We start from the raw sequence: 12,257 nt of genomic DNA, 5'->3' as shown, positions 1-12,257 counted from the left end.
GTTAATAGTGTCGTTTTGTCGTGTTTTTTTGGTTTGTACTGAAATTATGTCGTTATTAGATGTTTTTTAATAGAATATTATTGAAGATTTTACTCATGAGCTTATAAAAAAGTAACTTTGTAAGTAATCGAAAAAAAGTAAGACTACGCTAAAAGTAATTTATTTTAAAAGTAAGATATGGGAGTTTTTGGAAATTTTTTTAAAAAATCATCTGAACAAAAGAAAGAAACTAAACAAAATAATATTAACTGGATTCCTTTAAAAACAGTTGATCAAATTAAAGCTGTTACTAAAAGATCGCACAATAAACCTGTAGGGATTTTTAAGCATTCAACACGTTGTGCCATTAGTAAAACTGTAATTAAAAACTTCGATCAAGGTTTTTCAAAGGAGTTAAATGATAAGATTGATGTTTTTTATGTAGATTTATTAAACTATAGAGATGTTTCTAACGAAATAGGTTATGAATATCAGGTGTTGCATCAATCACCTCAGTTTCTTTTAATTAATAAAGGAGAAGTTATTTTACACGCTTCTCATTACGATATTACTCAAATTGATTTAGAAAAAATCCTGAAATAACATGTAGGTTTTACAAATAGGTTGTATTTTTGAACTTTCAAAAAAAATTAACCTTTTGAGCGTCACAGAGTCAAAAAATAAAGTAGGGAAGAGCCTATATAACTATCAGAAAGAAGCATTATTCAATATTTTTAAAAGTTTTGAAAATGCTCCAGAAAATTATCATTTGTTATACCAATTACCAACAGGTGGAGGTAAAACTGTTATTTTCTCTGAAATTACTCGTCAGTATTTAAAGCATTATCAAAAAAAGGTTTTAATAATGACGCATCGTATTGAGTTGTGTAAGCAAACAGCAAGAATGCTAGGAGAATTCGGTGTAGTAAATAAAATTATTGATAGTAAGGCGGAATTAGATGATCAAGGTGATTACGATTGTTTTGTAGCAATGGTAGAAACCTTAAATAATCGTTTGAATGATGATATTTTAGATATATCAGATGTAGGATTAGTAATTATAGATGAGGCACACTATAACTCATTTACAAAGCTTTTTAAGTTTTTTAATAAGTCTTTTATATTAGGTGTTACGGCAACTCCACTGAGTTCTAACATAAAAATGCCTATGAAAGATAATTATGATCAATTAATTGTTGGAGAAAGTATTGCTACTCTTATAGAAAATGAATATTTAGCTAAAGCAAATATATATTCGTATAATGTAGGTTTAACTTCTTTAGAAGTTGGAGCTAATGGAGATTATACAGTTAAATCATCTGAAGATTTATATACTAATTCCAACATGTTATCTAAGCTTTTACAAGCTTATGAAGAAAGAGCAAAAGGGACAAAAACATTAATTTTTAATAACGGTATTAATACATCACTTTATGTATATGATACTTTTAAAAGGGCAGGTTATCCAATTGCACATTTAGATAACACAAATACAAAAAAGGAAAGAGATGCTATCTTAAAATGGTTTAATCAAACTCCTAATGCAATTATTACTTCTGTAAGTATTTTAACAACAGGGTTTGATGAACCTTCTGTTCAATCTATAATATTAAACAGGGCAACTAAATCATTAACATTATATTATCAAATGATTGGTCGTGGTTCTAGAATTATTCCTGGTAAATCTCATTTTAATGTAATAGATTTAGGTAATAACTTTCACAGATTTGGACCTTGGGGAGCTGATTTAGATTGGCAAAAAATGTTTAGAGCACCTAATTTCTATTTGGATAATTTATTGACTGACGAAGATATTGAAAGTACTTTTAAGTATGAATTACCAGAAGACGTTAAAAAGGAGTTTGCTAATACTAAAGAAGAAGATTTGTATTTCGATGTAAAACGAGTTTATGTTGATACTATACAAGCTGGTCAAAGTTCTAAAAAAGTACTAGAGAAGTCTATAATTCATCATACTAAAATGTGTGTTGAAAATAGTGAAGATGTTTTTGATGCTTTAATTTTAGCAAAAAAGTTAGGTGGAGATATAGATGATAGAATTCATAGGTATTCTAAATGTATTTGTAAATCAACTCATAATTTTATTGATTGGTTACAAGATGATTATAGAAAAAAATTAAACTCACACATTAGAGCTAATTTTGATGATGTATATGAGGAAGTTTTTGGTCATCCACCCCCAGAAGAGTAAAAAAATAAAATATAAAAAAAACCATTTCTATTTAGAAATGGTTTTTTTATGTTATTAAAAATAATGTGTTATTTATTTTTTAAAAGGCTTTGCAGGTAAAATTTTACCAGTACATTCTCCAAATCCGATTCTTACGGTATCATTTTTAGAATATCCTCTCATAATTACAGTATCATTATCGTTAATAAATTTACGTTCACTACCGTCATTCATTTTAATAGGGTTCTGACCTCTCCATGTTAATTCCAACATTGATCCAAAACTATCTTGAGTAGGCCCAGAAATTGTACCACTACCCATCATGTCTCCAGCTTCAACAGGACATCCATTTATAGTATGGTGCGCTAATTGTTGTGCCATAGTCCAATACATGTATTTAAAATTTGAATTACAAACTACAGTTTCTTTCTCATTTTCTGGTTGAATAGCCATTTGTAAGTTGATGTCGAAACTGTGTTTACCTTCATGTTGTAAATATGGTAAAGGTTGTGGATCTTGTTTAGGATTGTCAACTCTAAAAGGTTCTAAAGCATCTAAAGTAACAATCCAAGGAGAAATTGTAGAAGCAAAGTTTTTTCCTAAGAAAGGTCCTAGAGGTTGGTATTCCCATGCTTGAATATCTCTAGCAGACCAATCGTTAAATAAAACTAAACCAAAAATATAATCTTCAGCTTCTTCAACTGAAATACGATCTCCTAGGTCATTAGATACAGTTGTAATAAATGCCATCTCTAATTCAAAATCTAATAATTTTGAAGGACCAAAATTTGGAGAACCACCTTCTTCAGTAGGTTTAGATTGTCCTACAGGTCTATGAATTGGTGTTCCTGAAGGGATAATAGACGAACTTCTACCATGATATCCAATAGGAATGTGTAACCAATTTGGTAATAAAGCATTTTTAGGGTCTCTAAATAAACTACCTACATTTGTAGCGTGTTCTTTACTAGCATAAAAATCTGTATAATCTCCAACTTGTACAGGTAAAAGCATTTCAACCTCATCCATTCTAAAAATGATTTTATCTTTGTGATCAGCATTATCACGAAGTTTACCATTTTTAACATCAAATATATCAGCGATTCTATTTCTAACTAATCGCCAAGTTTTTCTACCATCAGCAATAAAGTCATTTAAAGTATCTTGTAAAAAAATATCATCAGTTAATGGAATTCCTTCAAAATACCCTAATTGATGTAAAGCACCTAAATCAATTGCAAAATTACCAATTCTTGTTCCAATGGTAATAATATCATCACGAGTTAAGAAAACTCCAAAAGGAATATTTTGAATTGGGAAATCTGAAGTTTCTTCAACTTTCAACCACGATTTACGATTTGGGTTATTGGCTGTTATTTCCATTTCGTTTTTTAGTTAATTGTTTCACCAAACCTACATATTTTTTCAATTCACAACAAACTTTAAAGGCTAAAAAATACAGATATTTTTCCTATAAATATGTTAAGAATAAATATGTTCTTCATTATTAGTGCAATTCAATGTGAAACATTACTTTTGCGGCAAATTAATGTAGCATTATGCAATCCATAAGAAATATAGCAATTATAGCCCACGTAGATCATGGAAAAACTACTTTGGTTGATAAAATCATAGACCAGGCTAAAATATTAGATGAGCGTAAAGAACGTACAGATTTATTATTAGATAATAATGATTTAGAAAGAGAACGAGGAATTACGATTTTATCTAAAAACGTTTCTGTAAATTATAAAGGAGTTAAAATTAATGTAATAGACACTCCTGGTCACGCTGATTTTGGTGGAGAAGTAGAACGTGTATTAAAAATGGCTGATGGTGTATTATTGTTAGTTGATGCCTTTGAAGGACCAATGCCACAAACACGTTTTGTATTAGGTAAAGCATTAGAGTTAGGATTAACTCCAATAGTTGTAGTTAATAAAGTAGATAAAGAAAACTGTACTCCAGATTTAGTTCACGAAAAAGTATTCGATTTAATGTTTGCTTTAGAAGCTACGGAAGAGCAGTTAGATTTTACGACTATTTATGGTTCAGCTAAAAATGGATGGATGAGTACAGATTGGGAAAAACCAACTGAAAATATTATTCCTTTATTAGACGCTGTTTTAGAAACTATTCCAGAAGCACCATACAGAGAAGGAACACCTCAAATGCAAATTACGTCATTAGATTATTCTTCATTTAAAGGAAGAATAGCAATTGGTAGAGTTTATAGAGGAGATCTAGAAAAAAATAAAGATTACATGTTATGTAAAGCAGATGGTACAACTAAAAAAGTTCGTATCAAAGAATTACATGTTTTCGAAGGAATGGGTAAAGCTGAAACAGATAAAGTTCGTAGTGGTGATATTTGTGCTGTAACCGGAATAGATGATTTTGAAATTGGTGATACAATTGCAGATCTTGAAAATCCAGAAGCTTTAGATCGTATTGAAGTAGATAAACCTACAATGAGTATGTTATTTACAATTAATAATTCACCTTTCTACGGAAAAGAAGGTAAATATGTTACATCTCGTCACTTACGTGATCGTTTATATAAAGAAACTGAAAAAAACTTAGCTTTACGAATTGAGGATACTGATACTGAGGATAAGTTTAATGTTTTTGGACGTGGAATTCTTCATTTATCTGTTTTAATTGAAACAATGCGTAGAGAAGGATATGAATTACAAGTAGGTCGTCCACAAGTAATTTTGAAGGATGTTGATGGTGTAAAATGTGAACCTTATGAAACATTAGTTATTGATGTACCTGAAGAATTAGCTTCAAAGGCAATTAACTTAGTTACAATGCGTAAAGGTGATTTATTAGTTATGGAACCTAAAGGAGATTTACAACATTTAGAGTTTGATATTCCTTCAAGAGGTTTAATAGGTTTACGAAATAAATTACTAACAGCAACTCAAGGTGAAGCAATTATAAATCACCGTTTAAGAGGTTACGATGCTTATAAAGGTGAGTTCTCTGATTTGGTAAATGGAGCTATTGTTTCTTCAGAAAGTGGAAAAGCTACAGCTTATGCTATCGATAGATTACAGGATAGAGGTAAATTCTTTATCGATCCTAACCAAGAGATTTATAAAGGTCAGGTTGTAGGTGAAAATGCTAAACAAGATGATTTAGCTGTAAACTTAATTAAAGGAAAGAAGTTAACAAATGTTCGTGCTTCTGGATCTGATGATGGAGTTAAAATTGCTCCTAAAATTGATATGTCTTTAGAAGAATGTATGGAATACATCAAAGATGATGAGTATTTAGAAGTTACTCCTGAAAGTTTACGAATGAGAAAGATAAACTTTAGATAAAACTAAATTATTATATTAGTAATAAAGGTCGTTCTTTTGAGCGACCTTTTTATTTTAATACCTTTACCGAATGAATGAATTTGGACAACTTTTTCAAGCTTTAAAAGAAGCAATTTTAAACGATAATTTTGTAAAGTTAACATTGAGTAAACCTATAAGTAAAAGCTTTAATTTACCTAATGTTTATGTACGATTGGTGAATATCAAAAATCAAAAACAATTGCAGTTCACGTATCGATATAACACAAACGATCAAACAAAGAATTATAGTGTAGAAGAAGCCTTTGAAGAGTTAGAAACATTGTTATTAGAAAAATTCAAAGCAGCTACTTTATTTACTTTGGAATCTGACTTGTTAGTTATGATTTCTAAAAAGAAAAAAGTAAGTTATAGAACTACTGCACCAAGTTTTAAAAATAAACTTCCCGAAATTCATGATAAGCCTAAGGAAAAGAGAATAAACCTTTCAAGTAGTTATTTGCAATTTTTAGGAATTACAGATAAGAACAATAAAGTAATTCCTAAAATGGCTGATAAATATCGCCAGATTAACAAATATTTAGAAGTAATTGAAAGTTTAATTGCTTCTTTAGATATGAACAAAAAACTACAAATTGTAGATATGGGTTCTGGTAAAGGGTATTTAACTTTTGCTTTATACGATTACCTAGTCAATTTAAAAGGGTATAATGTATCTATAACAGGAATAGAACTAAGAGAATACTTGGTAGATTATTGTAACGATATTGCTAAAAAAAGTGGTTTTGATCAGTTGAACTTTATTGCGCAACGTATACAAGAATACGACAACGATAAAATAGATATTTTAATAGCTTTACATGCGTGTGATACAGCTACAGATGATGCGATTTACAAAGGTTTAATGGCAAAATCTGAATTAATTATTTGTGCGCCGTGTTGCCATAAACAAGTACGTCAGCAAGTAAAAGGTAGAGAGCAGGAGAGTCCGTTATTAAAATACGGAATCTTTAAAGAGCGTCAATTTGAAATGATTACCGATACCATTCGAGCATTAATTTTAGAAAAATTCAACTACAATACTAAAGTTTTCGAATTTATTAGCAGTGAACATACACACAAAAATGTAATGTTGATTGGTAGTAAGTCTAGCAAAAAGAAAGATATAGAAGGTATCGATAAAAAGATAGAAAGCTTAAAAGAGCTGTATCATATCGATCATCATTATTTAGAGACGTTGCTGTAGTAAGTTATTTATAATCTATTGTCACTTCGAGTAAAATTATTTGTAATGTAATGAAGAATAATTTTGTATCGAGAAGTTCTAGTTACACAAATTGTTCTCGATATATTTTTACTACGTTAACACTCCATAAAAACACTCGAACTGACATATGTGTAAATTAATATTGTATTATTATAGAGATTTATGGAAAAGAAAACTTTAACAAAAGAGCAGTTATCTAAACGTTTTTTTTAGACGATTAAAAGATTATAGAAATAATCGAAAGTTGATCTTTTTTGATGAAGTTGATTTTAAACAGACAAATCTTCAAATCCAAATCAATGAAGATGATGTGTCTGTTGTATTATTAAAACTCAAGAATTCTGAACAAATTCTAATAACTATTCGAGCTTTATATCACATTAAAAAATCTGTAGTAACTAAAATAGATGCTAAAGATTTAGATGATTATAAATATCTACCTCATGAAAATGCTCTAGAACTTCGACAAAAATCGCTATTTCATAAATTAAAGAATAAGTTTGAACTTACATTTTTAATTGGAATAATTCGAATACAAATCAAAAACAATTCGTTTATTGATTTGTATATGACCAGAGCTAAATATTTATTTGTTTTAACAGATATGATTAAAACGCTTAGAATGTATAGTGGTTATGAGATAGTTTGAAGTTTTTATTAACTTTGTAAAGTTTATTATGCGTAACGATTCAATGTAACAATGATAGGTGTTTTTTTGTATTCTAACTTTAATTATAGAATTTACCTTTGTTTTTATGTTTTAAATCAAATATAGTTAAAAGGTTAGTTATTTGATTTTTTTGTCATAACATATGGTTTTTAGTAATTAGAATTCTATGTTATCTTTTAAAAATTCCTTTTATTAATATTTTCACTATAAATTTGGTTTATATGTTTTTATGATCTCTGTTTTTGTAGTGAAAAAATCTCATAACTGTTAGTTAGAAGTTAAAATTATTATACAATAATTTTAAGTTTAATATAGGATTTTGTAATTCTGAGTAAAAATGAATGCAGCTACCCTGTCTTAATTTCATTTATAAATTTTCGTAAAGTTGTTATTTTTAATTTACATTATGTTTATCACAACCATTAATTCTTTTTTCTTTTGTTAGAGTCCAAACATTAACTACTTTGTGTTTAAGTTTATTTTCTAAATCGGGTTCTACCAATTCAATTTCTACTATACAATCAGTCGCGATTTTGTAATTAGATTTTTCTATTAAATATCCATTCACATAGACTTCGTTATTTTTTTTTAATCCAAAAAAATCATTCAATTCAGATTGTGTTTTAAAAGCAATTTTTTGTTTTAAACGAATAAAAATAATTCCATTTTCAGTCAGATTGAAGAATTTATGTTTTTTACGATTTGATTTATCTTTTAGAACGCTTATTTCATCAATTGATTCCTTTGCTGTTGCGATTACATTTTCGTTTGCAATAATTTCTTTTTCGATAATGAATGTAGGGCAGTTGTTTTTGGTTAAAGGTAGTTTTACATAATGATTTTGGGAATAGATATTCGAAAAAACTAAAATAAAAATAAAAATTATTCTTTTCATATGCGTTTCGTTATTGTTGAAAAATAATGATCTTGGATATGAGGGATAGCGAAATTCTACTCATGACTTTTTCGATTTTAAACTGACTTTTGTTTTACCTTTTGCTTATAACTCTTACTACTGTTATTTATGCAGTATGTTACAATAGTTATTTATTGAGAACACTGATTGTTTAAAATTTGATTTATAGTCGGGTTATATAAGTTATTTTGGATATTTAAAGATGAATTTCCTTCACTTACTAGTGATACTAAACCACAAAAATCTGAAAGATTTTCATTATCGGAAATAGTAATACCCTCATGTATGTACGTTAGATTAGCTAATCCATTTAGATTTGATAATGATGAATTACTTGTTATCTTAATTTTTTCCCCTACTTTATTTATATTTGAAAGGCCATCGATATTTTCTAATGAATTATTGTTAGATATTGTAATACTATAAGATTGTGTTATATTATTTAATCCATTAATATTTATTAAAGATTTGTTATTTTTTATTTTCAAATTTCCAATTTGTGAATAAGGGGCAGATAAAAAATCCAAATTTAATAAGTTTTCATGGTCTAATATACTTATAGATCCAATTACTCTAAGTTTACCTAATTTACTTATTTCATAAAGGTTATCATTATTTTCTAGATGCAAGTGTCTAATATAATCAATTTCATTAAATCCATTTACTGTCTTCAATGAATCATTGTTTGAGATAAATATATTTGATGAAAATAAATTTTGAAAACCGTTAATACTTTGAAGATTTGAATTGTCAGTGATATATAAAGATGTAACATCATCATAAATTTCATTAAATCCATCAATTTTAACTAAAGAATTATTTGACTGAATTGATATGGATTTTACTTGTTTTATATTATTTAATCCATCTAAATTTTCAAGTAAATTGTTATTGTAAATTTCTAATTCCCCGAAGATGTATTTTAGATTACTTAATCCTTTTGTGTTTGTTATCAGGTTATTATAAGAATTACGTTCTCCAATCTTTACAGAACCAGTTACTCTGTAATATCCAAATTGTGCAAAACTATCAATTTGTTTTTGATTAATAAAACAAACATCTCCTGTATATGTATTCCAATTACTAATTTTATCTTCAGTTTCATCTTTACCACATCCTAATAGGATAGCTATAATAAGAAGTGATATTATTTTTGTTGTTTTCATAATTATTACTAACTATTTTTATATTTATTTTCATTCAATATACAGAACCATTAAAGCTGTATATACTTACTTTTTATTAAAAAATAACTCAGAAAAATAAGGAATAGGAGGAAGTATCTATCACTTTTTCATTTTTCAACAAGTTAAAGAAAAGAAATTTTTTATAATAAACAATAGAATATCTGTAAATAAGTGATAAAGTGAAAAAAAAACCTAAATTTAATTATGGTTAAAAAGGAAAATTAAATTTCTTCATCGAACATTTTTTCAAATTTCCATAAAGATACTTTTCGTATTCTTTGCATTCGATCTGATAATTCAGCATTATAAGTACATCGAGGAGGATGAAAGCCAATCCAATTAGGAAAATAACGCTTAGCCATAGTGTAAATACTTCTATCAAAACGCTTAGAACGCATGAAATTTTTATCATTTTCTATACCAATGACTAAATATGTAAGATAAGAAATTACATATTTAAAAGCTTCAGGTAAAGGCCATTTTGCCTCCCAAAGACCTTCGTCTTCATATGTAAAAGACTGAGAAAATCCTTCAATTTCCATTTTAGGATTTTCAATATCAGAAGTTGTAGGCAAACTATTACGATATCTAATAAATGTTATCCAAAACCAGATTCGTAAATAAAGACTTATGAGCATTAGTTTTTAAATTATACCAATAAAAAAATAAAAAGGTCTCGACTGCGCTCGACCAGACACATTTAATGACATTAATTAATTGAGAACAATACAAAAGCGATTAAAAATAAGTTTTTTTTCAAATCTTTTTTATTGTGTTTCCTGCGCAAAATCTATGGAAAGAAATAATTTATTCACAGGTATATAGATTACTTCACTGTAAAATGTTCGATTTATAGTGATCGAAAAAAATTAATTCTCTAACTGAGATTAAAGCTTAACCTATTGATAAGAATTTTAAAAAATCAAGGTAGAAGGTTAGCCGAAAGATGAAAAGCTGTATGAGCTTTAGGGAGTTCTTTTCATCTGTGGTTGTTGATACCTTAGTATTTTTAAATTCTTATCATTTCAGTCTTGATTTTTGCTCCTTTGTATCAAGGAAAAGGAGAGGAAATATAGGTTATTTAGAATTTTAATAAAAATAATTTTATAATATTACTATTGCTCAGTGGAGCTATCGTGAAGTTATATTTATACAAATTGTTCTCGATATATTTTTTACTACGTTAACACTCTATAAAAAACACTCGAACTGACAAAAATGTATAAATTAATATTCTATTATTATAGAGATTTATGGAAAAGAAAACTTTAACCAAAGAGCAGTTATCTAAACGTTTTTTAGACGATTAAAAGACTATAGAAATAGTCGTAAGTAGATCTTTTTTGATGAAGTTGATTTTAAACAGACAAATCTTCAAATACAAATTAATGAAGATGATGTGCCTATTGTATTACTAAAACTCAAGAATTCTGAACAAATTCTAATTACTATTCGAGCGTTATATCATATTAAAAAATCTGTAGTAACTAAAATAGATGCTAAAGATTTAGATGATTATAAATATCTACCTCATGAAAATGTTTTAGAACTTCGACAAAAATCTTTATTTCATAAATTAAAGAATAAGTTTGAACTTACATTTTTAATTGGAAAAGTTCGAATATAAACCAAAAACAATTCGTTTATTGACGTGTATATGTCTAGGGCTAAATATTTATTTGTTTTAGGAGATATGATTAAAACGCTTAGAATGTATAGTGGTTATAGAATGGTTTAATGGTTTTGTTTATGAATAGCAACTGATATTCACGCACTAGCTTTTCAGTTACATATAGGTCTAATTTTATATTCTCTTTTTAAGAGTTAAATTAAAATTTGTTGTACTTCATGTATAAACATAAACCTTTCGCTTAAGTACTTATAAGTTTTGCTTCATACACGTTATTAGTTAACGTTATTTATTTTTTTGTTTTGCGTAAATATTAAATCATCAACTTTCATTTTTGAATATTCAATATTCTTTGAAATATCTAAAAGCTGTTCTAACAGTATATCATTATTTCCATAAGACATTTCTAACTCACAACAAATCTTTTCAAATTCATAGCAAAGGTTTGAGATTTTGTCTTTTAATGATTCTGTTCTTTCTTTTGTTATAAGTTTATTTTTCTCTGTTATATTTTCATTTGACCAATCAAAATGCTTTTTAATTAGTTCGAAATGTGTTTCATCTTCATTGAGTGGTTTAAACCCTAAACTTGTAGCGACTTTTTTAGAGTTTAAATAATTAGTTTCACTAAGATTATTTTTATCAATTGTAATTTTTTGTCTATCATAATCCTTTTTGTTGTCTTAGAAGATATATGGAATAATAGGCTCTTTTAAGGATTTTGTTAAATATCCCTTTTTTCTTGATTCTTTTGTTATATAACAATGCAGATCATTTATACCTCTATCCTCTATAACACCAATAAATTCTCCCTATTCATTGGAAATAAAGAAGAAGTAACTAAAAGAATACGGTTTGATTTCAGGGAAAGTGATTTCAGATGAAACCTTTGATAATAATATATTTTCACTGATTTGTCTCAGGAATATTTGTTCTTTTTAATTTCCTTCTGTCACAAATTTGGTTTTAATTTTGGGTAACGGTTTTGTGTATGGTTAGTTGGCGTGGTTTAAGCTATAAATTTAATAAATAATAAAGTGCCTATAAGCCTATAAGTATTTTCTAAATAAGTAACAAAAAGAAATTAATTATACACTTTGTTGTGCACA

At 27.5% G+C, this 12,257-nt stretch carries 10 protein-coding genes; 6 read left to right on the top strand and 4 right to left on the bottom strand.

All coding sequences use genetic code 11. From position 1 onward, the window contains the following. Positions 1 to 177: 177 nt before the first annotated feature. Both ytxJ and ACSIGC_RS02920 read left to right on the top strand, forming a co-directional pair. Entirely contained in the window at positions 178 to 582 is a 405-nt protein-coding gene (ytxJ, locus tag ACSIGC_RS02925) for a bacillithiol system redox-active protein YtxJ (RefSeq protein WP_442266665.1), read from the top strand. Positions 583 to 637: 55 nt separating this feature from the next. Further along, entirely contained in the window at positions 638 to 2,191 is a 1,554-nt protein-coding gene (locus tag ACSIGC_RS02920; RefSeq protein ID WP_442266664.1) for a DEAD/DEAH box helicase, read from the top strand. Positions 2,192 to 2,263: 72 nt separating this feature from the next. On the opposite strand, the gene fahA is transcribed toward ACSIGC_RS02920, so the two are convergent. Next, the gene (gene fahA / locus ACSIGC_RS02915; RefSeq protein ID WP_442266663.1) at positions 2,264 to 3,553 is read right to left on the bottom strand and encodes a fumarylacetoacetase; all 1,290 of its coding nucleotides are present in this window, start codon (positions 3,551 to 3,553) and stop codon (positions 2,264 to 2,266) included. Between the two features lie 176 nt (positions 3,554 to 3,729). On the opposite strand from fahA, the gene typA reads away from it, so the two are divergent. From typA to ACSIGC_RS02900, 3 genes are all read left to right on the top strand, one after another. Further along, on the top strand, positions 3,730 to 5,499 hold the full coding sequence (typA, locus tag ACSIGC_RS02910; RefSeq protein WP_442266662.1) for a translational GTPase TypA: 1,770 nt from the start codon (positions 3,730 to 3,732) through the stop codon (positions 5,497 to 5,499). Positions 5,500 to 5,569: 70 nt separating this feature from the next. Next, on the top strand, positions 5,570 to 6,724 hold the full coding sequence (locus ACSIGC_RS02905) for a class I SAM-dependent methyltransferase (RefSeq protein WP_442266661.1): 1,155 nt from the start codon (positions 5,570 to 5,572) through the stop codon (positions 6,722 to 6,724). Positions 6,725 to 6,989: 265 nt separating this feature from the next. Next, positions 6,990 to 7,394 (top strand): hypothetical protein, encoded by a 405-nt coding sequence (locus ACSIGC_RS02900; RefSeq protein WP_442266660.1) that lies wholly within the window; start codon positions 6,990 to 6,992, stop codon positions 7,392 to 7,394. 415 nt (positions 7,395 to 7,809) lie between these two features. Here ACSIGC_RS02900 and ACSIGC_RS02895 read toward each other — a convergent pair whose 3' ends face one another. From ACSIGC_RS02895 to ACSIGC_RS02885, 3 genes are all read right to left on the bottom strand, one after another. Beyond that, a complete protein-coding gene (locus ACSIGC_RS02895) occupies positions 7,810 to 8,310 on the bottom strand; it encodes a hypothetical protein (RefSeq protein ID WP_442266659.1) in 501 nt (166 codons plus the stop codon). Positions 8,311 to 8,462: 152 nt separating this feature from the next. Beyond that, positions 8,463 to 9,497, bottom strand: a complete 1,035-nt coding sequence (locus ACSIGC_RS02890) for a hypothetical protein (RefSeq protein ID WP_442266658.1) — start codon at positions 9,495 to 9,497, stop codon at positions 8,463 to 8,465. A gap of 242 nt (positions 9,498 to 9,739) precedes the next feature. Further along, positions 9,740 to 10,156 (bottom strand): hypothetical protein, encoded by a 417-nt coding sequence (locus tag ACSIGC_RS02885; RefSeq protein ID WP_442266657.1) that lies wholly within the window; start codon positions 10,154 to 10,156, stop codon positions 9,740 to 9,742. A 761-nt stretch (positions 10,157 to 10,917) separates the two neighbouring features. On the opposite strand from ACSIGC_RS02885, the gene ACSIGC_RS02880 reads away from it, so the two are divergent. Continuing rightward, positions 10,918 to 11,145: a hypothetical protein gene (locus ACSIGC_RS02880; protein WP_442266656.1), complete on the top strand. Its 228-nt coding sequence runs from the start codon at positions 10,918 to 10,920 to the stop codon at positions 11,143 to 11,145. Positions 11,146 to 12,257: the final 1,112 nt, after the last annotated feature.

Origin of the sequence: Tenacibaculum aquaeponti, assembly GCF_052084715.1 — a bacterium.
Taxonomy (GTDB): Bacteria; Bacteroidota; Bacteroidia; order Flavobacteriales; family Flavobacteriaceae; genus Polaribacter.
The sequence above is the reverse complement of the archived record's forward strand: the minus strand, read 5'-3'. Positions and strand labels throughout refer to the sequence as shown.

Excerpts from the sequence above, each read along its gene's own strand:
- typA (WP_442266662.1), top strand. The coding sequence starts at position 3,730 with ATGCAATCCATAAGAAATATAGCAATTATAGCCCACGTAGATCATGGA.
- ytxJ (WP_442266665.1), top strand. The coding sequence starts at position 178 with ATGGGAGTTTTTGGAAATTTTTTTAAAAAATCATCTGAACAAAAGAAA.
- ACSIGC_RS02885 (WP_442266657.1), bottom strand. The coding sequence starts at position 10,156 with ATGCTCATAAGTCTTTATTTACGAATCTGGTTTTGGATAACATTTATT.
- ACSIGC_RS02890 (WP_442266658.1), bottom strand. The coding sequence starts at position 9,497 with ATGAAAACAACAAAAATAATATCACTTCTTATTATAGCTATCCTATTA.
- ACSIGC_RS02895 (WP_442266659.1), bottom strand. The coding sequence starts at position 8,310 with ATGAAAAGAATAATTTTTATTTTTATTTTAGTTTTTTCGAATATCTAT.
- fahA (WP_442266663.1), bottom strand. The coding sequence starts at position 3,553 with ATGGAAATAACAGCCAATAACCCAAATCGTAAATCGTGGTTGAAAGTT.
- ACSIGC_RS02905 (WP_442266661.1), top strand. The coding sequence starts at position 5,570 with ATGAATGAATTTGGACAACTTTTTCAAGCTTTAAAAGAAGCAATTTTA.